The organism is Candidatus Eisenbacteria bacterium (assembly GCA_016930695.1).
GTDB lineage: Bacteria > Orphanbacterota > Orphanbacteria > Orphanbacterales > Orphanbacteraceae > JAFGGD01.
In genome coordinates, this window is record JAFGGD010000026.1 from 90,979 (window position 1) to 114,720 (window position 23,742).

A 23,742-nucleotide genomic window follows, 5' to 3' on the forward strand; every position below is an offset into this window, starting at 1 on the left:
TATAAGATCGGCGCGCCGGGGCCGCTGCTTGACGCGGGAGCGATTCCCCGCGCTCAGCGGAGAAGGAGCGCTTTTCGAACGGCTGTCTCTTCTCCGCTCTCGAGGAGGATGAGGTAGATCCCGGACGGAAGGGGGCGGCCGGAGGAGGCGCGGCCGTCCCAAGCGATCTCCCGCGGTCCCGCGGGAAGCACGCGGTCGGCGAGGACCGCCACGGTCCGGCCGGCGATGTCGTGGACCGTGAGGCGCGCCGGTCCCGGCTCGGCGAGGTCGAAGGCGATCGAAGTGGATGGGTTGAAGGGATTGGGGCGGATGAGCAGTCGCGACTCCGGCGGCGGGGGGGCGGCGGTGTCGCCCGCCATGCCGGTGAACGTCGAATCGGGATGTTCGTAGGCGCCGACCTCCGTGGAGGTGCCTTGGGGAACGTACGCGCCTTCGATGTCTTCCGTGATTCCGAGGTAGATCCCCCGGTCGATGCAGGGGGATTCATCGTGGAGCCTGAGGCTGTCCGCCGAGAGGAAGGGCGATCCGGAGAGGAGGACCGTGTCGACCGGCACGACTCCTTGGCAGCTGAATTCGCCCGGTTCCCAGGCGCAACCGGCGACGGTGGTGAAGCCGTCGGAGTCGGCGCGGACTTGCACGTCGCCGGGTTCCTCGCCGTAGAAAACGCAGTTCATCAGGAGGCAGCGCTGGCTGGAGTCGGTGAAGCTCCCCGTTTCCGCCCAGTGGTAGATCGCGTTGCCGAAGCCGCCGTTGTCGTTCGTGCGGTTTCCGGAGAAGGAGCAGTTCACGAACTCCCCGCGCGGCAGGAGGCGCGTCATGAACGCGCCGCCGTTTCCGACCCAGCGGTTCGGCACTCCCGTATCATGAAAACCGGCGCCGTTGCCCACGAATTCGCAGAACTCGAAGCGGACCGATTCGCCGAGGCAATCCGCCAAGGCGCCTCCTTTGTACGAGCCGCCGCCGTTCATGTAGGCGAGGTTGTCCCGAAAGCGGCAGCGTTCGACGAGACCGTTGCAATAGCGTCCCACGTAGAGTCCGGCCCCTTGGGCGCTGAAGTTCTCCTCGAAACGGGTGTCCGTCACGCGGAGGTCGACCAAGTGTTCGGCGTCGTGCCCCTTGACCATCAAGCCGCCGCCGTCGGAAGCGTAGTCGGGGGGGTACATGGCGGCTTTGTTTCGCAAGATGTCGCAGTTCTCGACGCGGACCTCCATGTCCGGGCTCTCCTCGGTATAGCGTCTCACCATGACGCCGGCGCCCGCGGGCCACTGCGTCACCGCGCTCAGTCCGCTCCGATTGTCGAGGATGTCGCACTCCTCGAGGAGCACATGGGCGTTTACGATATAAAGGGATCCGCCGGGGCCGTCGCAGAAATTGTCGGCGAGAACGCAGCGCCTCAGGGTGACGGTGCTCGATGGGCCGAGGACGCGGAAACAGATCGCTCCGCCGGCGCTGTACGGGCCGCTGTCGTAGGATCCGTTGTCGTGGAACTCCGAATCCTCCACGTCCAATACGGATTCATCCCCGACGTAAATCGCGCCCCCCATGCCGTAAGTCGTATTTCCCGAGAAAAGGCAGTCGCGGATGAGGAGCGACGGGTGCTCGTTCGCCCCGTTCTTCTCCGGATAGGGCCACGCGCCCAAACGGATTGCGCCGCCGTGTGCCGCGACGCCGTTTCGGACCGTCAATCCCTCGATCCGGAAGGTTCCGTTGTACGATTCGATGCGGAACGCGCGACCCTCGCCGCCGCAGTCGATCACGCAGGCGGAGGGGTCGCCCCCGCTTGAACGGATCGTCACGCTCGGTCCCATGATGAACACGTCGCGATTTCCCGCGCCGGTGAAGACGCCGGCGCTCAGGGAAACGGTGTCCCCGGCGGCGGTGGAATCGACGGCGGCCTGGATGGTCGGCGCGTCCCCGGATCCGTCCGGGAGGACGATCCAGTCGCGGGCGGAGGCGGGATCGAAGAGGAGGACGAGCGGGAGGAGAATCGCCGCCGTTCGAGGGAACGAGAGGAATCGTGGCATGAAAGACTCCGTTCGGCGGTCCGTCCCCCGACGCCGAAAAAGCGCCGCGCCGGACGACGATCCTCGGGCCCGCTTCGGGCTTCCGTTCGCGTTCTGGGGAGTTTTTCGGCCGATCGACGCTGCGGGAAAGGGGGGCGTTCCGACGCTCCCCGAGCTCTGCTCCCTTCGTGTCGATGACGTAATTCATTATACCAGAAGGAGGAAGCGGTGTCAGCCGCTTTCGGCTCGTCGCGCGCCCGTATGGATCCGCCGCACAATCGAGAGGCCTCTTCGGAGATTACGAAAGGGGCCGGACCCGAGGGGAGCCCGGCCCGCACGCGGTTCGATTCGTTTCAATGCTAACTGATACTCCCCTTCTTGTAGTGGAAGCGATCCCCTCGGCCTGTGGGGTATTCCATCTTGGTCTTGGGAAAATCGCTTCGGCACTCCTCGATGAACGATTCGTATTCCCGGAAGGCGGTTCCGCCGTGCATCGGCAGGAAGACGACCGGTTCGAGGGTTTCCAGCAGATAGTGCACGCCCATCTTTACCGCCACCTGGTCGCCGAAACCGCAGCCGCGGATCGGGGCGAAACAGATATCCGGCCGCACGCCCTTTTCGGCGAGCCAGTCGATCTCCGCCTTATAGGGGCCGGAGAAATCGCGCAGCCGGTTGGCGTGATCGCCGGGGTGGAGGATGGTGAGGCCGTCCACTTCAATCCAGAACCCGACTCCCGTGTCGTTGGAGGTGATGGTGGTCACCTTCATGCCGTTCACGGTCCGTGTCTCCCGGCCGTCCATGAAGACGCAGGGGGGGACGCTGTCCGGCCGGCAGCCGAGAACGTAGGTGATGTTCGGCACACGCTCGCGCCAATCGAAGATCATCGGGTCGTAGTGGTCGCGGTGCTCGTGGCTCGCGAAGACGGTGACACGCTCGCCGGCGATTTCGTCCGGATCGATGTGGCCGTTGCAGAGGCCGGGATCGTCCGCGATTCGGCCCATGGGCCAGTAATCGAAGACGAGCAGGTTGTTCTCGGTCTTGATCACCCAACCGCTGTGGCCGAGGTGCCAGATCATCGCTTCCTTCTTCCCCAGATCGGGGCAGGAGGCGAGACTGTGCCGCTCCGTCTCGGCGTCGCGCGGCCGTCCCCCCGCCTTCCGGAGAATCTCCGCCGCCCCGGCGTTGCCTCGTGCGGAGGCGAGAAGAAGCGGCGTGCGCCCTTCCCGGTCCTCCGGGTTCACCGGAGCGCCCGCGGAGAGAAGCGCCTCGGCTATGTCGCCGTACCCGTACAGCGCCGCGAGGTGGAGCGGAGTGTATCCGTAGGTCGTGTCGGCCGTTTCGGTGTTCGCGCCCGCTTCGAGGAGGGTGGCGACGATCTCGATGTGGCCTTCATTCGACGCGGCGGAGAGAGGGGTGTCGCCCCGGCCGGTCCGATGATCGGGATCGGCCCCGTTCGCCAGCAGTACTTCGACCAGCTCGGGGCGGCCGTTCCGCGCCGCGCCGTGGAGCGGCGTGCCCCCCCAGCTGTTCGCCATGTTCGGGTCCGCGCCGTTCCGGAGGAGGGCGCGGACGATGGGGGCGTTGTCACGCATGACCGCGTCGAGAAGAGGGGTGTTGTCTTCCGACGTGGAGGCGTTCGGATCCGCGCCGGCCGCGACCAGGCGCTCCACCATGGTCGTGTCCCGGCCGAAAGCGGTCCAATGAAGGGGCGTCTGCCCGATGTCCCCCGCGACGTCGGGGTCTTCGCCTCTCTCCATCAGCAGATCCACGAGATCGTGCAAACCGCGGGCGGCGGCGTAATGCAACAGAGTGATCCCGCCCCTATCGCGGTGGAAGAGATCGGCGCCCGCGTCGATGAGCCGGGCGACGATCGCCGGGTCGCCGCCGCTCGCGGCGAAGCTGAGAGGGTCCCCGCCGTTCTTGTCCCGGCGGTTCACCTCCGCCCCCCGTGCGAGAAGCAGATCCACCATCTCCATGTGTCGGTGCAAGCCCGCCTCGTCGAGAGGGGTCGATTCGTCGGAGTCGAAGGCGTCGACCGCCGCCCCGGCGTCCAGGAGCATGCGGGCGATCTCCACGTTTCCCGCCCGCGCGGCGATATGGAGGGGCCGGGCCTGAAAACGATCCGATTCGTCGAGGGCGCCGGCGAGGCTCGGATCGGCCCGGAGCAGTTCGCCGACGCGCGCCGCGTCTCCGCCGCGAACGGCGTCGTGGATCGCCCCGGCGGAGGCGGGGATCGTCGAAACCGCGATCGCCGCCGTTAAAAGGAGAACAATCATCGCCGATTTACGCATGGTTCTCTCCCTTCCCTGCGTATGTGTGGTCGTCGGGTCGCCGCGGGAGGGGCGCATCACGGGATCGGATCAGGTGGGAATCGATCCATCACTCGGCGAGTGGCTCGCCTCTCGCCCCACAAGACCATAGACGGGCCGGAGGCGTCGCCTGTTGAAGGAAAGAAGGCCCGGTCCCCGGCGGTCCAAGCCGTGACGGGCGGGGAACTTGTAAGCTGTTGTGAAATAAGTGGTTGAAATCTTTCGGTGGCCGGGTTATAATTCAACATACCCTAGAAAGAAATCAAAGGGCGTTGCCGAAGAGGAAGACCCCGAACCTCCCGCGGGCGGAACGGGGACCGCGCGTATTCTCCCCTGTCGCGGAAACGGGGACTCGAAGCCCCCGAGCGAATTCTCCTCCACGGCGCGGCCGCACCCACAAGGAGCCGATTCGATGAACGACAGACCGCACACTCTTTTCGCGATCGCGGCCCTTCTGCTCGGTGCCTTGGCGCTCGCGCCCCTCGCCTCCCGCGCGGCGGACCCGATCCCCGAGATGGATCCGGCCGCCCTGGCGAGGATCGCCGGCGATTATCGCGATTTCCTCGCGTCGCACCGGCCCGTCCGATACGTCGAAATGCTGACCGCGTCCGCCGGAGCCCAGGCCGCGCTGAACGCGGAACCGAACATCGCCCTCTACTTTCTCGACGATCGCGGCCACCCCGCCTACCTTCAGACCCACAACGTGGACGCGGCGGAGACGGTGAACACCGACGAGGTGCACCCCGGTGGCGGCGCCGGCCTGTCTCTCACCGGCTCGGGCACGGCGGCGGCGGACCTGGCGGTCTGGGACGGCGGCGCCGTGCGGACCTCCCATCAAGAGTTCGGCGGGCGGGCGACCCAAGCGGACGGCGCCTCGTCGACCAGTTACCACTCCACCCACGTGGCGGGGACCATGATCGCCGCCGGCGTCGTTTCAGACGCGAAGGGAATGTCCTATCAGGCGAATCTCTCCGCCTACGACTGGAACGACGACGGGGGCGAGATGGCGACCGCCGCGGCTTCGGGCTTGAACGTCTCCAATCACTCCTACGGTTACATCACCGGCTGGTACTACAGCTCCGGTAGCGGCGACTGGTACTGGTACGGCGACGTCACGATCGACTCCACCGAGGATTACCGCTTCGGTTTCTACGGCGAGGTCGCGCAGGCATGGGACGAGATCGCCTTCGCCGCTCCCCGCTATCTGATCTGCAAGTCCGCCGGCAACGATCGGAACGACTACGGCCCCGGCTCCGGCGGGGGCCATTACGTCTGGGACCCGGACACGGACGACTGGATCTGGAGCAACGAGGACCGCGACTGGGACGGCGGATCCACCGGCTACGACTGCGTGAGCTGGATGGGGAACGCCAAGAACATAATGACCGTGGGCGCCGTGGAGGATATTCCAGGCGGCTGGACCGACACGAGCGACGTGGTGATGTCCTCGTTCAGCGGCTGGGGCCCCACCGACGACGGCCGGATCAAACCGGACATCTGCGCCAACGGGGTCGGACTCTACTCCTGCACCGACGCGAGCAACTCCAGTTACGCCTCCTACAGCGGCACCAGCATGGCCACGCCGAACGCCTCCGGCTCGATCAACCTGATTTTCCGATACCACGAGTCGTGCCTCGGCGCGACCCCCCTCGCCTCGACGGTCAAGGCCTTGGTGTTTCAGACCGCGAATGAAGCCGGCCCGGCGCCCGGTCCGGACTACATGTTCGGCTGGGGACTTCTGAACACGGAAGGGGCGGTCGAGGCGATCCGCGCCGATTCGACCGATCCGGGGCGTATTCTGGAGGACGCCCTCGCGGACGCCGAGAGCGACGTCTACTACCTCACGGCCGACGGGACGACGCCCCTCCGGCTCACTCTCGTATGGACCGATCCGGCGGCCGAGCCGGTCGCCGACGCCCTCGATCCGACCGATCCCATGCTCGTGAACGATTTGGATCTTCGGGTGCGCCGCCTCGGCGGATCGACCCACTACCCCTGGACGCTCGATCCGTCCTCCCCCTCGTCCGCGGCGACGACCGGCGACAACGACCGGGACAACGCGGAGCAGGTCTACGTGAACGCGCCGGTCGCCGGAACCTACGAGGTAACGGTGAGCCACAAGGGGACGCTCGACTCGGCGCAGGCCTACTCGCTCGTCTCCTCCGAGCCTCTGCGGACGGCCTCCGGCGCGGTGCTCGGCGTGCCCGTTCCCTACGGCACCATCCAGGCGGCGATCGATGCGGCGCTTCCGGGCGACACGGTCCTCGTCGCCGACGGTGACTACACCGGCGCGGGGAACAAAGACCTCGACTTCGGCGGCAAGGACATCACCCTCGTATCCGAAAACGGCGCGATTCACACCGTGATCGATTGCGAGGGGAGCGGCCGAGGTTTCCATTTCCACGGCGGCGAATCGCCGGACGCGCTCGTCTACGGCTTCACCGTCACCGGCGGGAGCGACAGCCTCGGCGGAGCGGTGCTCGTCGAAGGGGCGAGCCCGACGATCTGGAACTGCCGTCTCGACGGGAACGAAGCGGTCGGCGGCGGCGCCGGCAGGGGCGGCGCGATCTACGTGATGGGTGGCGCTCCCTCCTTCATCAGCGCCTCGATCCGGGGGAACGAATCGGACGGCGGCGGCGGCGCGGCCTTTATCGGCGCGAACACATCGGCGGAGTTCGACAATTGCGTGATCACCGGCAACCGCGCGGATGATCTCGGCGGCGCGATCCGGATCGAAAACGGGAGCGCGACGTTCCTTCGAGTCACCTTCTCCGGAAACGCGGCGGGGAACGCCGGCGGCGCGGTTTCACTGAACCCGGCCTCGGACGCCCTCTTCGAGAGGACCATCCTGTGGGACGACTGCGCCCCCTTCGGCGCCGAGGCGTCCCTCGACACGGGCGCGTCGGCGGATTTCGTCTGCGTCGATCTCGCCATGGCTGGCGTGGAGGGGGGTGGCTCCGCCTCTTACGACATGAATACCTTCGACGCCGACCCCTGGTTCTGTGGAGCCGCCTCCTGCCAGTCGGCGCCGACCACCTCCGGCGTCTATTTACTGGACGGTCTCTCCCCGTGCCTCGAGACGGCGAGCCCATGCGGCGAGCGGATCGGCGGGCTCGGTCACGGCTGCGACGTCATCACCGATGTGGCGGATCGCGAGGGCGCACCCGCCGTCTTCCGGCTTCACGCCAACGCGCCCAATCCGTTCAATCCCGCCACAGAGATCCGCTTCGATCTCCCCGCTCCGGGCGCCGTCGATCTCGCGGTCTACGACGTGAGCGGCCGTCGCGTCTCCACGCTCGCGTCGGGGCGACGCCCCGCCGGGTCCTTCTCCGTTGTCTGGAACGGAGAGGACGGCTCCGGACGGCCCGTCTCCTCGGGGGTTTACTTCGTGCGGATGCGTTCCGGTGATTTCACCGCCGTGCGAAAGATGACCCTTCTCCGTTAGGGAATCGCGCGACACGATGGATTCATGGGCCCGGGGAGTTTTCCTCGGGCCTTTTCTCTTCCTGTGGGGGGGATCGCTGGCGAGGGACGCGCGGCCGGTGTAAAGTGGAGGGGACGACTCGGTGGAAGGCGCGACAGGCAACGCGGACGTCCGGTCTGCGGGGAGTTTATCCATGCGATATGTCCCCTCTTTCTTTCTCATCGGTGCTTGGGCCGTTCTTTTCCTCGTTCTCTGTTTCGCCGGTTGCGGCGATGACGGCGGCGGCGTTCACTCCCAAGACACCACGCCCCCCGCCGACGTGACCGATCTCTCCGTGGTGAGTGTCACCGAGAGCAGCGCCGTGCTCGCCTGGACCGCGCCGGGCGACGACGGCTGGGAGGGGACGGCGTCGACCTACGATCTCCGCCGCTCGACGGTCCGTATTCTCGAGGAGGCGTGGTCGACGCGCACGCAGATCGCCGGCGAGCCGTCGCCGAAGCCCGCTTTCTCGCCGGAGACGCTCGCCGTGGTCGGCCTGTACGGCGCCGCGACGATCCACTTCGCCCTGCGCGCCGCCGACGAGACGGGGAACTGGTCCGGCGTTTCCAACTCGGCGGTCTTCGACGAGGGGGAGCCGCGTGTGCACGAGGTCCGCCCGGACGGTCTCGGCGGCTTCCCGACCATTCAGGCGGCGATCGACTCCTCCGCCGAGGGGGATACGATCCTCCTCGCCGCGGGAATATTCACCGGCGGCGGCAATCGGGACATCGATTTCGGGGGAAAGGCGCTTCTCCTTCGTTCGCAGGACGGGAGCGCATCGGCGTGCGTGATCGATTGCCAAGGATCGTCCACCGAACCGCGCCGGGCGTTCCTCTTTCACTCGGGCGAGGAGACCACCTCGGTCGTGGAGGCGATCACCGTGCGCAACGGGAACATGCCGGGCGAGGAGGGCGGCGCGATCGTCTGCGACGGAGCCTCTCCTTTCTTCCGGCACTGCGTGATCGAGAGCTGCGCCTCGGGCAACGGCGGCGCCCTCGGCCTACGGAACGGCGCGGCGCCGCGGTTCGAGGAGTGCGTGCTCCGGTGCAACGACACCCCCGGCTGGGGCGGCGCCGTCTTCTCCCGGGACGCCTTCCCCGTGTTTCTTAACTGCACCCTTTCCGATAACCGGGCCTTCATGGGGGGCGCGGTTTATGCCGATGGAGAGAGCCTACATTTCGTGAACTGCCGGTTCGAACGGAACGAGGCGCACCGAGGAGGCGGCGTGCTCATCGACCGAGCCGCGGCTCTCCTTGAGCGCTGCGCCTTCACCGACAACCAGACGGAGAACCCGCTCGTCCTGGAAGGGGGCGGGCTTTACATGACCGGAGGACGGCAGCGGTTGACGGACTGCACCTTTCAGGGGAACCGCGCCGGAACCGGCGGCGGACTCTACGTAGATGATTGCGATACCCTCGCGATGTACGGCAACGTGTTCGTCGCCAACGAGGCGGGCGCGAACGGCGCGGGGATGACGATTCGACTCACTCCGGCCCGAATCGACCACGGCCTCTTCCAATGGAACGCCGCCGCGGAGCGTGGGGCCGGGATGTGCGTCGAAGACGCGAACGTGCATCTGGTGGAAACCTATTTCACCGGGAATGAAGCCGAAACCGGCGCCGGGATCCACCATGCCTCGGGAATCGCCCGGGTCGATTCCTGCGTCTTCTATTTCAATGACGCGGACGATCGCGGCGGCGGGATCTCCGCCGAAGACTCGCTCGCGGTCACGCGAAGCACCTTCACCGATAACACCGCGCCCTCCGGAACCGCGATCCATCTTTCCGGAAGCGCTGCCCCGTCGATCGCCAACACGATCCTCGCCTTCAACGGCGCCGGTGATCCCGTCACCGCCGAAGCGACGACCGCGCCCTCTCTCTCCTGCTGTGACGTGTACGGAAACGCGGGCGGCGACTGGGTGGGCGTTATCGCCGCGCAGGCGGCGACGGACGGCAATTTCTCGGAGGATCCCCTCTTCTGCGACCACGCCGGCGGGGACGTCCACCTCCACGAGAACTCCCCCTGCGCGAACCGCCCGGGGTGTGGATGGATCGGCCTCGAGCCGGTCGGGTGTTGGGAGTGAACGGAGAGATCTTGACTTCTCAACCGCCTGCGGGGTCCTCCCGCCTATAGATCACGCACCGGCGCGGCACGGTTTTACCGAGGTGCTCGAAGATGCCGCGCGACACGAGCGCCTGCTCCGGCGACCAATTCCGCGCGTGGAACTCTTTCGCCTCGCGATACTCCGTTCGCCCGTCGAAAAGCTCCCTGTAGAAGTCGAGACGCGACTGTCCGCCCCAGGCGTGAAAGATCCGGGACGCGTCGTCGTAGCGGAAGTAGCGATCGTATTCCAGGTCGCAGGTGACGAACCAATCCGAGGAGGGACGGGAAGTGGTCTCCTCGCCTCCCGCGACCGAAACCGCGCCCCGTAACCGTGAGAAGCCGACGAAGGCGGTGGCGGTCTCGCCGGGCCGGCGGTTCTCCTCCAGCCAGCGCGCCGCGTCGGCGCGAATATCCTCGAGATACCAGACTTCCCAGGCGACGGCGTTTCCGGCGAGATAAACGCCGGCGATCGCGAGGAACACCGAGGCGATCCGCCGCCGCGCGCCTTCCCGTCTCGTCAGACGATCCGCGGCGACGCCTCCCGCCGCGCAGAGAGGAACGAGCAGGGGAAGGATATGCCGCGGGGCATGAACGCCGATCCGGAGCGCGAGGAGGAGGTGGAGCAAGAAGGGGGCGAGCCAGAGTACGTTCGGATCGACGAGAATCGCCCGCGCCGCTCCCGGGAAGTCCGTTCCCCGCAGCCGCGCGCGGGCCCGTCCCGGCGTTTCGAACAGGAGGAGCGCAGTCCCGCCGAGGGCGAGAAGCGCTCCGGGAACGCCCAGGGCGGGAAAGATCGTGTTCCCATAGCGCGCCAGGTGTGTCCACGCCGACTTCGCTTCCTGGACGTTCACGTTGTCGACGGCGAGCATGTTCAGGAAGCGAAGGAAATCATGCGGGCGGTAGATGAAGAGGGTGAGAAGGGCGAAGGCGCCCGCTCCGGCTAACGCCCCCTGAAGCGCGCGCCGCCCCCGTTTGGGGTCGGTGAGAAGGAGCGAAACGATGGGAAGGAGGACCGGGACGGCGAACTTGATGGAAAGACAGGCGCCCGTCGCGGCGGCCAGGAGCGTCCATGTGTCGGCGGAACGGTCCGCCGCGTACCGCCGCGCCAGGAATAGAGCGAGAAGGAACCAGAACAGAGAGGCGACATCGGCCGTCCCGATGTGGGAGTACGTTCCGTGGAGCGGGGCGAGGGAGAGGAGCGCGGCGGCGAAGAGCGCCGGTGGATCGCGGCCGGCGGCCTCCCGGACGAGAAACGCCAGGAGGAGGATGGTGAGCAGGCCGTAGAGGATGCTCACGATCCGTATGGAAAGGATCAGATCCGGTGTGCGCCCCGTCAACGCCTGAACCGTTTTTTTTACCACGAAGAGATGGCACTTCATTCCGGGGACGTAGCCCCAGGCGGGAGTGGATTGCAGCGTCGCGGCGGCGCGGATGAAGCGTTGCTCGTCCGGATGATAGCTCGCGGGCTTCCCCTCCGGCCCGGCGCCGCGGGGCCAGAAGACGCCGGGGACGCGAACCGCCGCGCCGATCAAGAGGATCGCGCCGAGAAGGAGCCCGAAACGTCGTGAAGGGATTCCCATTTTTCCGCCCAATGCCCATCCCCGCGGTGAAAAGCCGCCCGCCGGTCCCGCCCGCGCTTTTCGTCAGTCCTCCCGGACAAGCCCCATCCCCATCCTCAGCTTGATGTCGTCCAAGATGGCGAGGATGCAGGGGATGACGAAGAGGGTGAGCACCGTCGAGAAGAGAAGCCCCCAGACGATCGTGTTCGCCAGGGGCCTCCACACCGCCGAGGATCCTCCAATGCCGATCACGGTGGGGAGCAGCCCGCCGATGGTCGTGACCGACGTGAGGATGATCGGCCGGAGGCGCTGCATCCCTCCCTCGAGGATCGATTGGATCCTGTCGCCTCCCGCGCGCCGGTAATTATTGATAAACGAAATAAGAACGATGGCGTCGTTCACCACGATGCCGGCGAGCGCCACCACGCCGAAGAGCGTGACGATTCCGAACTTGTCCCCCGAAACGATCAGCCCCACCATGGCGCCGATGAAGGCGAAGGGGACGGTGCAGAGGATCACCAAAGGCTGGACGTAGGAGCGGAACTGGGTTCCCAGGATCAGATAGATCAGCACCACGCCGACGGCGAAGAGCTGCAGGATGTTGCTGAAGGCCTCGCTGAACTCCTCGAACTCGCCGCCCACCTCGAGGTCCACGTCCTCGTAGCGGCGGGAGATCTCCTCGAAATGAGACGCCGCCTCACCCACCACGCGGTCCACGGTGGTGAGGCTCTTGTCGATGTCGGCGCCGACGATCACCGTGCGCGCCAGGTTGCGCCTCTTGATCTCGGTGGTCGCTTCGTGGAGCGAGATCTCGGCAAGATCGGCGATGGGCACGGTGGCGCCGTTCATGGTGCTCATCCGGAGGGAACGGATCTCCTCGAGGGAGTTGTTCCACTCCTCGCCCAGCTTCACCACCACGTCGATGTCCTCGTCTCCCTCGCGGAAGGTGGTGGCGGTCAGCCCGGCGATCGCCGTGTTCAGCTCCAGCGCGATCTCCTGCGGCGAGAAGCCGTAGAGGGCGGCCCGCTCCTCGTCGATCCGGATGCGGATCTCCTGTTTCCCGCGGGGGAAGTCGTCCTGGATGTCGTGCACCCCCTCGATGCCGGCGAGCACCGCCTTCATGTCCTCCACGGCGGCCTGTAGCTCCCGCAGATATTTACCGCTCACGCGAATGCTGATCGGCTTCGACGCCGGCGGGCCGCTGGAGGGCTTCTGAAACTCCAGCGAGGTGATGCCGCTGATCCCGGCGACGGAATCCCTGAGCACGTCAATGATCACGTCGATGTCGCGCCGCTCGTCTTCGTCCCGGACCAGGCTGACCACCACCTGTCCCACGTTCTTCCGGACCACCCACTCATCGTTCCCCTGGTAGAGGCCGCTGCTCGCCTCCACGTAGCGGATTTCGTGCGCCGGCAGGCGAAGGGCGGCCGCCTCCACTTTGCGAACGATCCGGTCCGTCTCGTCCAGCGACGTCCCCTCGGGCATCTTCATCAACACCGTGAAATGGCCGAGGTTTTCGCTGCCGAACATCTCCACGCCCACGAGAGGAACGAGCGCCGCCGACAGGACGAGAAGCGCGACCATGGCGACGACCACGAGGTACCGCCGGCGGAGCAAGCGCTCCAGCGCGCGGCTGTAGTGCTCGCGCATCCACAGATAGAAACCGAACTCCTTCTTGCGATGGCGCGTCGACCCGCCCGTCCAGTCGTGGATGTGGGAGGGGAGAATCACCAGCGCCTCGAAGAGGGATGCGAGAAGGGCGAGGCTCACCACGAGGGGAACGACGCGCATGAACTTTCCCATGATCCCCGGAAGGAGCATGAGGGGAAGAAAGGCGGCCACCGTGGTCAGGATTCCCGTGGTGACCGGCGCGACGACCTCCGAAGTGCCGTCGATCACCGCCTCCCGGAGCGACTTGTCCTTCTGCCGGTGGGAGTGGACGTTCTCGAGAACGATGATGGCGTCGTCGACGATGATTCCGAGCACCACGATCAGCGCGAAGACGCTCGATCCGTTGATCGTGTTGCCGGTCATGTGCATCAGGATGAAGGTGATCATGAAGGAGAGGGGGATGCCGAGCGCGGCCAGCCCCGCGTTCGACGCGCCCAGGAAGAGGAAGAGGATGGCGAAGATGAACACGATACCGATGAGCGCGTTGTTGCGGAGCACGCCCAGGATCCGGCCGATATATTCCGTGCTGTCGATGGTGATGGTGAAGTCGACCCCCTCGGGACTGCGGGCGCGGTGGCGCTCCACCAGGCTTTTCACGTCCTCCACGACGCCGAAAGTGGAGCCGCCCGCTTCCTTGGAGATGGAAAGGGTGATCGCCGGTTTGCCGTTCAGCCGTGAAAGGACGGTGGCCTCCGCGCGTGTCTCCCGCACGCGGGCCACGTCGGAGAGACGCACCACGCTCCCGTCCGGCCCGGTCCGGAGCACCACGTTCTCGATCTCTTCCGGCGTGAGGAACCGGCTGAGCGTCCGCACCTGAAACTCGGACCGCCCGATGGTGACGTTGCCGCCGGGGAAGTTGATGTTCCGGCGCGCCAGGGTGGTGACGACCCGCCCGAGCGTCAGGTTCCGCGCGTTCAGGCGGACCGGGTCCACTTCGACCCAGATCTCGCGCTCTTCCAAGCCGGAAACCTGGATCTTCGCCACGCTGCTCAGGCGTTCGATTTCGTCGGTGAGTTCGTCGGCGATGCGCGCCGCCACCTCCGGGTCTCCGTCGGAGGTGACCCCCACGGAGACGACGGGAACGAAGTCGTCGGAACCGAAGTCCTCGATCACCGCGTCTTCCGTTTCGTCGGGGATCTCGGCGTTGTCCACCTGCAGGCGCACCTCCTGCATCTTGGTGGTGAACTCCGCGTCGGACATGTCGTCGAACTTGACCAGGCAGAAGCCCCACCCCTCGCCGGCGGAGGACTGGATCTCCGAGACCTTGTCGATCTTGTCCAACTCTTTCTCGACCGGGATCAGCACCAGGTCCTCCACCTCCTGCGGCGACGCGCCGGGGTAGGGGATGGTGACGAAGACCCAGTTGAAGCTGATGTTCGGGTTCAGCTCTTGGGGCATGCCGAAAAGCGCGAAGAGCCCGCCCACCACGATGCCGATCATCAGCAGGTTGACCAGCACCGGTTGGCCGACGGAGAAACGGGGGAGGCCTTTCATGACCCGCTCTCCTCGCGGATGATCCGCCCGTCGTGTTCCGCCTCGATCCTGACCGGCATGCCGTCGCGGAGGTTTTGCATCCCCACGACGATGACCCGTTCACCCGGCGCGAGGCCCTCGTCGATCACGATCATCCCGTCGATCATCGGACCGGCGCGCACTTCCCGCCCGTGCGCGACCCCGTCTTTTTCGACGAAAAGATACGCGCCGCCGGAGCGGCGGAAGACCGTCTCCCGCGGGACGGCGATCACGCTCTCCCGGCGGTCGAGGGTCAGCTCGGCGCGAACCACCACCCCGTCGCGGAGCGGGCGGTCCGGCGGGTTGGGAAGAATCACTTCCACGGAGAAGGTGCGCGTCGCCTCGTCCGCCTCGGGGGCGATGGAGCGGATTCGTCCCGAGAAGGAGCGCATCCCCATCGCCTCGGCGGTGACGCGGACCGCGGCGTCGGGACGGAGCCGGGCCACGTCGGTCTGGGAGACGCCGAGCCGAAGCCGGAGGGAATCGATGTCGACGATCCGGAAGAGAGGGGTTCCCGGAGAGACGTAGGCGCCCGTGTCGGCGTAGCGCCGGGAGATCTCGCCGGCGATGGGAGCGTGCACGTCCGTCTTGCGCAGATCCCGCGCCGCCAGTTCCCGCGTCGCCCGCGCCGCCATCCGGTCCGCCCTCGCGGTCGTGCGCGCCATGCGGCTCGACTCGAAGGCCGCCCGCGAGATGTCGCCGCCGGCGAGGAGCGTCGAGTCCCGCTCGAAATCGTTCGCGGCGATCTCGTGGCGGGCTTCCGTCGCGAGGAGCGCCGCTTCCGCGTGGCGGAGGTTCTCCCGGGCCACCTCCTTGTCCACCGATGCGAGAATCTCGTCGCGCGCGACGCGGTCCCCCACGTCCCTACGGAGGGTCATCAGTTCGCCGCCCATCTCGCCGATCACGTCGACGGCGCGGATCGCCTCGAGCACGCCGGTCAGGACCGACGTTTCGCTCAGCGAGTCGGACCGGACCGCAAGCACCTCCACCGGCACCGCGGCGACGGGCTCCTCCGCCTGCTTCCCCTTTTCACAGCCGGCGAAGAGAAACGCCACCGGCAACAGCAGGCGCAACGCGCGCCCCGAGGTTCGAAGAAACCGCTTCATTCCGTTCTCCTCGCTCGCCCGCCGCCGGGCACCCGGCTCCGGCGCGGGACGGATCGTATTCTTCGCTCCACCTCCCGATGGGAGGGACGGGCGGTTCACGAGTTCAGGAGACCGAGGAGGTCTCCCGCGGCGTGGTGGTAGTCCGCGACGGCCGAAACCAGGTCGTAGTAGGCGGTGGTGTAAGACCCCTCCGCCTCCTGGAGGGCCAGGTTGGCGTCGATCCATTCCAGATTGGTCAGGCGGCCCAGCGCGAAGCTGTTCCGCTGGATTTCTCGGTTCCTCCGGGCGCTCGCCAGAGCCGCCTCCGCCGCCCGGAGTCTCTCCGCGGCGCTCCGAATCGATGTTCGGGCCGTCTCGGCGGAGAGGAGGAGAGCCCTCTTCGATTCCTCCGTTTCCTCTCGGGCCTGCCGCGCTTGGGCTCTCGTCATCCGGTGCTCGGAGAGGTTCGAGAAACCGGTGAAGATCGGCAGATTGAGCGCCGCCGTTGCGTACCAGGCCTTCTCCCCGTCCAGCTCAGGCGATTCGTTGTTCTGCCAGCCGTAGGAGCCGGACACGGTGACGCTGGGGAGGAAGTTGGTCACGCTCTGCCGGTGCCGGATGTCGGCGAGCCTGCGGCTCTGCTCCAGCATTCGGAGCCGCGGATCGCCCGCGATCACCTCCGCGAGAGGGCGCGAGAGAAAACGCTCCCATTCCTCCGTGGTCATGCCGCGGAAGCTCCCGATCCGCTCCGCGAGGAGCGCGGGCAGAGTGGTGTCCGGGTCGACGGCTCCCATGGGATCCGCGCCGAGCCGGACCTCGAGGGCGAGGGCCGCGACGCGACGGCCGCTTCGCTGTTCCGCCAAGAGGCCGCTCTGGCGCGCCTCCTCGACTCGCCAGCGAAGCACATCCGCCTCGGCGTAGCGGCCGACCCGGAAGAGGCGCTCCGCGAGGGCGAGGTTCTCGCGTGCCTGCAGAAGATTGCGTTCCCGGAGATCCAGAAGCGCGTCGGTCCGGAGAAGGTCCAGATAGGCGGTCACCGTGGCGTGCACGGTTTCCAGGCGCGCCGCTTCCCGGTCCCAATAGGCGGCGTCCTTCGACGCGCCGGCGAGGGAAACGCCGTTCCAGACCGCCGGCTGGAAAAGGAGAAGTTGGCCGTCCACCGAGCTTTCGTAGCCGTGGCGGAAGACGGTCTGCGGGATCTCGATCGTAAAGGGCTGAAGTTGTCCCGTGCTGTCCGGGAAGAACATGGTGATCTCCCGGCCGATCGCGTTCGCCCTTCTCACCGTTTCGTCGTCCAACCTCGTGTAGGAGGAACGGACCGAAAGGGAGGGGAGGAGCTGCGCCTTCGCCTGGCGGTGCGCCCAGACCGCGGCTCGGTGGGCGTACCCCTTGGCGGCGAGGGCGTGGTTCCGGGCGAGCGCCCCGTTCACCGCCTCCTCCAAGGTGATTTCGTCCGCGCGCGCCGCGGCGGGGAGGGCCGCGACCGCGGCGGCGGCGAGGAGGATCACGAGGACGGCCCGCCGCCCTTTCCCCTTATCTCGATTCATCGGAACGTCCTCCCGTCTCTTCGAAATAACGGGGTCTCCCGCGCATCAGATCGATCAGCCGGCGGCACACATCGATTTCCACCCGAAAGTGGAACATGCCTGCTTCACACATCAAGACGATGTGGGGGGGCATACCAGGATCCGAAGTGCACTTCTGCTCATCCTCGATCAGGGTCTCTATCCGCCGGATTCTCTCCTCCAGGAGCGCGGCGATCTCTTCCTCGGGGAGGCTCTCCATGAAGCTGACCGCGACATAGAAGAGCCGGTCCTCGGGGCCGACATAGACGAGGCTCGCGCGGAGGTGCTCCTGGAGCAAGTCGCGTCCCCTGTCGGTGATGTGATACACGGTCCTCTCGGGGGCTTTTCCCTCCCGCTCGGTGGTGACCGATACGGCGCCCTTCTTGGCGAGGCGGCCGAGGGTGTTGTAGATCGACGAGGGGGAGAGGTTCGCCCAATGCTCCAGTCCCATCTGCTGGACGATCTGATTGATCCGATAGCCGTGCATCGGTTCCCTGCCGACCAAGCCTAGGGCGGCCATTTCGTTTCTTCCGGGCACCTTCACGCGCCTCTCTCCTTAGTTGTTCCAGATTGGTCCACTCCAACCCGCAATGATCATAATTGGAATAGTACGACAAGTATTATAACAAGGTCAATTAGAAAAATCGGGACCGGGGAAAAATCCTATAACGCCATGTTATTGATGTGGTTGGTTTGGGTTGGGCTCTCTTCCCCTCCATGAAAAGAGGGGCTCGATGGAAGAAAAGCGGCCCCGGACGGTGCCGGGGCCGTGCGGTAACGTGTTTCCGGTAAGAGCCTCTCGGTCTAACGGACGAGCGTGATCCTGGCGCGGTCGATTCGATCTCCCGCCCGGAGACGGAGGAAGTAGATCCCCGAGCCGGCCTCGGCGCCGGTCCCGGTCCGTCCATCCCAGACGCTCTCGTATGTTCCCTCGGCGGCTTCCCCCCGGAAGAGGGTGCGCACCAGGCGCCCGCTCACGTCATAGACGTCGAGGGCCGCCGGGCCCGCGGCTTCCATGCTCCAAGAGATGGCCGTTCGCGGGTTGAAGGGGTTGGGCCGGCAGGCGGCGATGCCGAAGCCGGCCGAGGAGGGCGCCCCGCCGGTCACTCCTGTGGAGATTGCTCCGGCGTCCTTGGGCACGAAGCGGATCGCCCGGCCTCCGGTCACCGTCGCCGCCCCCTCCCGGTACCACCTCGCGTAGGTGATCAGCACGCCGTCGGTCTGATCCCGGTTCTCGATCCCCACGGTGGCGTGGTTGTCGATGGGATCGTAGTTGGTGATCGTCTGGTAGCGGAACTCGATCGGCCCGTCGCCCGTTTCGGTGGCGTGCCAGGCCGGGTCGTAAAGGACCGCCTCGAAAGTCTCCAGGCTGGCGCCGTAGTCTTTCCGCATCCGGCTCCACTCCACGATCCACCGGTGGTTCGCCTCGTCGTGTTTCACGAAGATGCCGGAGTCGACGAAGCGGTACAGGTCGTCCCAGAAGACGGCGAGCATCGCGTCCGGCCCCATGGCGGAAGGGATGGTCCAGTTGCGGTAGGTCCACTGCGGCGTGTAGCCCATGCTGAGCCAACCGTTCGAGCAGACCGAGACCTGGTCGTACTCCTCGCCGTAATAGCGGAAGGTGAAGGGGAGGTCGACCAGCTTGACGGCGTCCTGATAGTCGTCGAAATCGTTGATGTAGAGCTGCTCGCCGTCGCCGCCGTAGCTGGGGTCGATCTCGATCCAGCCGGCGATCGGCGCGTCGGGGTATCCGGTGTCCGTGTCGTCATAGGCGAGATAGCCGTAGCCGTCCGGTCCGACCGGATCCGACGTGTTCCTCTCTCCCACGGTCACGGGGAAGAAGACCGTGTCTCTGAGCCCGCCCGAGAAGAGGAGGTCGAGGGCGAGCATCGCCGACGCGCCGTTGTGGAGCGACGGGTCGGCGTGGATCGAAAATCGGTCCTCGTCGTTGTCGCCGCCGCCTTCCGAAGGGATGTCGCCGAATAGCGCATCGCCGTCGATCACGGAGATCCCCGCGGCGAGCGAGCGGAGAGAGGCGCTCACGCCGGTCGCCCCCTCCTCGCCCGGGTTGTGGAGGGTGACGATCATTTCCGCCGTTTCCCCGGGGTCGAGGCGTCCGTCGGCGCCGTCGTCGAAGGCGTGCGACTGGGCGATGAACTCGGCCCCGTCGACCGTCAGCTCGAAGAGCGAGCGCCAGGGGCCTCCGCCGTCGGAAGTCACGTCGAGGGCGAAACGGAACGTGCGGCCGCTCGGACAGCCCGGATCGACGGAGAGGTCGAAACCCCCCGCGCCCCAGGCGTCGCCGCCGCCGGGGATGTCGCCGTAGGCGCGCTCGGCGTCGTCGATGGAGAGGAAAGGATCCTCCGTGGAGAGGATGGCGGTCACGCCGCCGGCGGACGCGGCGCCGTAATTGTGGAGGCGAACGAGGAGCGAGGGGGTCTCGCCCGGATCGAGCCGGCTGTCGGCGTCTCCGCCTGCGTCGCCCACGACCGCTTCAACACTTGCTATGTGAAGGGTGTCGATCACGGCGATCGAACCGAGCGACGGAAGGAGATTGTGCCCGCTCACGGTGAGAAGCGCCTCGCCCGTGGTCGCGAACGCGACGGGAAGCTCCGCGCGACCTTCCGCGTCGGTCCACGCGACGGCGTGGGTTTCCTCGCCCTTCCAAACGCACACCTGCGCCCCCTCGACGGGACCGCCGCCGCCGCGGGTGACGACTACGGCCACCGCGTTCGCGCCGACGCCGGCGCGGGCGGGCGCATCAACGGAAAGCGATTCGGGGCGCGCGGTCCAAACGTCCACGGAGGGGTCCCCCATCAGGTTGTTCCAGTGCGACCAGATGACGGGAATGTTCGGCTCCGCGGGATCGTAGTTCAGGAACAGCTCCAGCTTACCGCGGGAGAGAGAGGCGCCCATGGTGTGCTGGCCGTCGCGGGTGAAGCCGCGCCAGATCCCTGTGAACATGCAGTTGTTGTAGCGCGTGTGCGTCCCCGGCGTGGCGGTGCCGATCGCGCCGATCCCCCCGCGGGGCGTGAAGGGGCTCGCCGTTCCGAAGCGGAGGAAACCTTCCGAGATGGAGGTTCCGTCGGCGAAGGACCCGGTCTGGCAGGTGAGGGCGACCACGAAGGGCATCTTCCAGCCGTTGGAGAGCGTGTAGGTGACGCCGTTGCTCCAGCCGCTCATGCCGCCGAAGCCGCGGTAGCCGAAGACCGATGCGCCCCCGTTGATCGAGTTGCGTATTTGACTCACGAAATTCCCCGACCAGACCGTGTCGATCTCCGTGTAGCCGATCTCCACCAGGTGTCGGGTGAGCCAGCGACCCACGTCGACCACGCTCCAACCGGAGTACGTGGGGTCGCCCACGACCAGCCCGTGGGAGAACCACTCCGGATCGTCGATCCACGGCGCGGTTTCGTAGTCGAGGATCTTGTTCACGATGATGGAGAGGTCGTTCATCGACACGAAGGAGAGGCGGCCGATGTGCACGTCCGGCAGGACGTCGTCGCCGTCGAGTTGCGTGTAGGGATGGTCCCCTTCGCCGTGATACCCGCTCAGGTTTTCGTACCAGGTGGGGATCACGTAGTCGCTGTATCCGGCGTCGCCGACGAGTGTGACGTATTCGAGCGTCGAGGAGGGATCGTCGTAGACCGATTGGATCGTCTCTTTCACCGCCGCGGCGGTCGCGCCGGCGCCGACGACGGAAAGGATCACTCCGGCCCCCTTACGCGCCCGCCAGTCGAGCCAGGGTTGCAGGGAATCCAGCACCGCCGGGTCGTCGGGGGCGATCACCAGATGGGCGCCGGCCCGGACCTCGCGCTCGGCGGCGGCGGTGCCGTATCCGAGGACCACGCTCCGGAGGAGGCGATCGATGGAGGGGGGGACGGGGGGCGCCGGAGACGTTGTTTTCGCCGCTGCGGAGGGGGCGAAGTCGATCTCCACGCGCATCCGCCGGGCGATCCGGAGCGTGCGCGCCTCCCCGTCGTAGAGGACGGGGCGGAGAAGAAGGGGGGCGACCGGAAAGCCGTGGATGGAGGCGGCGCCGCCCAAAACGGCGTTCGCGCCGGGCGAGCCCCATCCGCTCTTTCGCAACTCGACGATCCGATCTCCCTCCTCCTCGGGGATCGCGGCGAGTGTGACGTTCTCGATCGTCTCCTCGTCCATGCGCTCGGCGCGGACCGTCGCCGACGCGCCAACGGGGAGGGCGATCAGGCGCCGGAGCGCCGGAACGGCCGGGGCTCCCGGTCCTCCCTCGAAAGAGGCGCCCGCGAAAGAGGCGACACTCGTCTCGCGATCGCCGTCCCTGAGCGTCTCGATTCGGAGAGGAGGGATTTCGATCAGAAGGGTCATCCCCTCCGGGCCGGCGCGGAGCACCTCGAATCGGGGCTCGGGCGGCGGAACGGTCGTCGCGCCGGCGAGGACCGGCGCCAGAAGCAAAAGGGCGATAAGCGGAAGAAGAGGGAGGCCGGCGGCGATTCGGCGATGCATGTTCTCCTCCGTCGATGGCATGGCGTTTCCGGGGAGCGGAAGACGGACGATCCGGCCGGCGCGCTGTACTGTGGGAACGGGAGCCGCGACGGGGGCCGGGGTGGGTCTTGATTGTCCTAATTATACCACGGACGGGCGCGGATGAGGAGGGGGGAAGGGGCGCGAAAGGAATCGGGGACACAACACGAAAGAGCGTTCCATTCGCATTGTGTCCCCGAAAAAGACGGCTCCCCTACGGTTCGGTGAAGGTCGGCTCCGTCGGTTCGGCGATCGCGTAGTCCCGTTCCCACCCCTCGTGCTGGAGCACGATCCTCTCGATGGCGATCTCGGGGCTGTTCGCGTCGAGACCGGTGAGGGCGCTGTAGTCGGAAGGCCAGCAGCGATAGATCTTGAAAGCCATCGCCATCTGCCCCGCTTCGTTGTACAGCTCGATCACGACGTCCTTGCGAAAATCGCCGAGAGAGGCCTCGCTCCCCAGCCCGGATCCGTAATTCCACACCTTGTTCGCCCATGTCTCGAAGGCGGTGTCGTGGGTTCGCCCGCGCTCCAGGACGATCGGCTCATAGACGGTTTGCCCCGGTGAGCGGTGGAAGGTGCTCGGATCGCCCCCCTTCCGGTTGGTGGTCACCTCGGTGGTGCGGGTAAGACCACTCACGAAAAGGACGCCGGGCACGTACTTGCCGTCCCATTTCACGCGAAACTTGAACTGTTTGTATGGATCCTGCCGGTAGGCGTTCACCGCGAACTCGGTCGCGTCGCTCCGGTCCGCCGGGGCGAGCGTGAGGACGATACCGGCCAGGATTCCGCAAATCAGGATCTTTCGGAACATGTCGCGCACTCCTCCCTTGGGGCGGTCACCGTTGCCGGACCGGTTCCGGCGCCACGATGTCGGCGTCTCTCTCCCATCCTTCGTGCTGAAGCACGAGCCGCTCTTTCGCGGGCTCCAAGCCGTTTCCCTCCATCGCCGTTACCGCGGCATAGTCGGAGGGCCAGCAGCGGTACACCCGGTACGCGATCACGGCGCGGCCGTCGTCGTCGAGCAGTTCGATGCGTATGTCCTTTCGGAAGTCCCCCAGAGAGACTTCGGCGCCGAGGCCCGCCCCGAAGTTCCACACCTTGTTCGCCCACCGCTCGAACTCCGCATCCGCGCCGCGGCAGCGCTCGAGGACGATCGGCTCGTAGGCGGTCACGCCCGGCGCCCGCCGGACGGCGCTCGGATCGCCCCCCTTGCGGGCGGTCACCACCTCCGTCGTTCGCCGAAGACCGCTGATCGACAGAATCCCGTCGATCGCCTTCCCGTCCCAATAGACCCGGTAGGTGTAGAGACCCCCGGGACAGATCGGGAACCCATTGGCGAACGCGCTCCCGGCGCCCGGCCGGCCGGCCGGCGCCAGAACAAGGAGGACTGTGGCGATGGCCGCGATTCTCGCGAATCGGTTCATGTCCACCTCCTGTCGGTTGTCCGGAAACCAATAGAGAGGATCGGGAGAGGAATGGCAAGGCGAAAAGGGGGGAAAAAATACGTGAAGGCGGAAATCCGGCCTCACCCTTTGCCCACCAAAAGGAAAGAGGCTCTCGTCCGCCTTCACGAAAGTCGCCCGCCGGAATGATCGGATCGCCGTTTCGGCCGTTCGGCCTCCCGGACCTCCGGCGCCCCTCCGCCGTTCCGGTCCCGGAGCGTCGGGCGTCCCGTACGCTCCTCTCATCCGACTGCGCCCCCAATATACCCCGCCCCCGCCATTCGATGCCTCCCGAGCGGGCTACCGTTCTCTTACGGTTTTCGGGCTGCGATTCCGCTCGTTTTTTTTATTGTTAATGGCTGCAATGGATTGGCTTGATATCGGGGCGTCGTAAGGTATCCCAAACCTTTGCAATCCGCAGATGTCCCCCCGATCGTTCCCGAAATCGGGGTCGCCATCGGGATCGGGATCGCAATCGAACCGCCTTTCCCTCTCCACCCCCGCCCCTCCTTCCGAGGCGCGGTTCG

General features: G+C 66.6%; 12 protein-coding genes. 2 read left to right on the forward strand and 10 right to left on the reverse strand.

The window, feature by feature from the left end; all coding sequences use genetic code 11:
* Positions 1-53: 53 nt before the first annotated feature.
* Positions 54-2,024 (reverse strand): right-handed parallel beta-helix repeat-containing protein, encoded by a 1,971-nt coding sequence (locus tag JW958_04555; protein ID MBN1825516.1) that lies wholly within the window; start codon positions 2,022-2,024, stop codon positions 54-56.
* 338 nt (positions 2,025-2,362) lie between these two features.
* Positions 2,363-4,294, reverse strand: coding sequence for an ankyrin repeat domain-containing protein (locus tag JW958_04560; GenBank protein MBN1825517.1), 1,932 nt, complete (start codon positions 4,292-4,294; stop codon positions 2,363-2,365).
* A 430-nt stretch (positions 4,295-4,724) separates the two neighbouring features.
* Between JW958_04560 and JW958_04565 the strand changes: the two genes are divergently transcribed.
* Together JW958_04565 and JW958_04570 are read left to right on the forward strand one after the other, a co-directional pair.
* Positions 4,725-7,757 carry a S8 family serine peptidase gene (locus JW958_04565; GenBank protein ID MBN1825518.1) on the forward strand — a complete coding sequence of 1,011 codons (3,033 nt, stop codon included), beginning with the start codon at positions 4,725-4,727 and terminating at the stop codon, positions 7,755-7,757.
* Positions 7,758-7,929: 172 nt separating this feature from the next.
* Positions 7,930-9,858, forward strand: coding sequence for a right-handed parallel beta-helix repeat-containing protein (locus JW958_04570; protein MBN1825519.1), 1,929 nt, complete (start codon positions 7,930-7,932; stop codon positions 9,856-9,858).
* Positions 9,859-9,877: 19 nt separating this feature from the next.
* Here the strand turns inward: JW958_04570 and JW958_04575 are convergent, their stop codons facing one another.
* From JW958_04575 to JW958_04610, 8 genes are all read right to left on the reverse strand, one after another.
* Entirely contained in the window at positions 9,878-11,470 is a 1,593-nt protein-coding gene (locus JW958_04575) for a glycosyltransferase family 39 protein (GenBank protein ID MBN1825520.1), read from the reverse strand.
* 51 nt (positions 11,471-11,521) lie between these two features.
* Positions 11,522-14,602, reverse strand: coding sequence for an efflux RND transporter permease subunit (locus JW958_04580; protein ID MBN1825521.1), 3,081 nt, complete (start codon positions 14,600-14,602; stop codon positions 11,522-11,524).
* Complete coding sequence (locus tag JW958_04585; GenBank protein ID MBN1825522.1) at positions 14,599-15,726, reverse strand: efflux RND transporter periplasmic adaptor subunit; 1,128 nt, start codon at positions 15,724-15,726, stop codon at positions 14,599-14,601. Before JW958_04585 ends, JW958_04580 begins: the two co-directional genes overlap by 4 nt.
* Before the next feature lie 95 nt (positions 15,727-15,821).
* Positions 15,822-17,252, reverse strand: a complete 1,431-nt coding sequence (locus JW958_04590; protein MBN1825523.1) for a TolC family protein — start codon at positions 17,250-17,252, stop codon at positions 15,822-15,824.
* The gene (locus JW958_04595; protein MBN1825524.1) at positions 17,239-17,814 is read right to left on the reverse strand and encodes a PadR family transcriptional regulator; all 576 of its coding nucleotides are present in this window, start codon (positions 17,812-17,814) and stop codon (positions 17,239-17,241) included. Before JW958_04595 ends, JW958_04590 begins: the two co-directional genes overlap by 14 nt.
* A 260-nt stretch (positions 17,815-18,074) precedes the next feature.
* Positions 18,075-21,755, reverse strand: a complete 3,681-nt coding sequence (locus tag JW958_04600; GenBank protein ID MBN1825525.1) for a T9SS type A sorting domain-containing protein — start codon at positions 21,753-21,755, stop codon at positions 18,075-18,077.
* A 232-nt stretch (positions 21,756-21,987) separates the two neighbouring features.
* Positions 21,988-22,584 carry a phage tail protein gene (locus JW958_04605; GenBank protein MBN1825526.1) on the reverse strand — a complete coding sequence of 199 codons (597 nt, stop codon included), beginning with the start codon at positions 22,582-22,584 and terminating at the stop codon, positions 21,988-21,990.
* Between the two features lie 25 nt (positions 22,585-22,609).
* A complete protein-coding gene (locus tag JW958_04610; GenBank protein ID MBN1825527.1) occupies positions 22,610-23,197 on the reverse strand; it encodes a phage tail protein in 588 nt (195 codons plus the stop codon).
* Positions 23,198-23,742 lie beyond the last annotated feature (545 nt).

What these genes read in the sequence shown, in the direction of transcription:
- JW958_04590 (MBN1825523.1), bottom strand. Translation starts at nt 17,252, where the DNA reads ATGAATCGAGATAAGGGGAAAGGGCGGCGGGCCGTCCTCGTGATCCTC.
- JW958_04585 (MBN1825522.1), bottom strand. Translation starts at nt 15,726, where the DNA reads ATGAAGCGGTTTCTTCGAACCTCGGGGCGCGCGTTGCGCCTGCTGTTG.
- JW958_04570 (MBN1825519.1), top strand. Translation starts at nt 7,930, where the DNA reads ATGCGATATGTCCCCTCTTTCTTTCTCATCGGTGCTTGGGCCGTTCTT.
- JW958_04600 (MBN1825525.1), bottom strand. Translation starts at nt 21,755, where the DNA reads ATGCATCGCCGAATCGCCGCCGGCCTCCCTCTTCTTCCGCTTATCGCC.
- JW958_04580 (MBN1825521.1), bottom strand. Translation starts at nt 14,602, where the DNA reads ATGAAAGGCCTCCCCCGTTTCTCCGTCGGCCAACCGGTGCTGGTCAAC.
- JW958_04565 (MBN1825518.1), top strand. Translation starts at nt 4,725, where the DNA reads ATGAACGACAGACCGCACACTCTTTTCGCGATCGCGGCCCTTCTGCTC.
- JW958_04555 (MBN1825516.1), bottom strand. Translation starts at nt 2,024, where the DNA reads ATGCCACGATTCCTCTCGTTCCCTCGAACGGCGGCGATTCTCCTCCCG.
- JW958_04605 (MBN1825526.1), bottom strand. Translation starts at nt 22,584, where the DNA reads ATGTTCCGAAAGATCCTGATTTGCGGAATCCTGGCCGGTATCGTCCTC.
- JW958_04560 (MBN1825517.1), bottom strand. Translation starts at nt 4,294, where the DNA reads ATGCGTAAATCGGCGATGATTGTTCTCCTTTTAACGGCGGCGATCGCG.
- JW958_04610 (MBN1825527.1), bottom strand. Translation starts at nt 23,197, where the DNA reads ATGAACCGATTCGCGAGAATCGCGGCCATCGCCACAGTCCTCCTTGTT.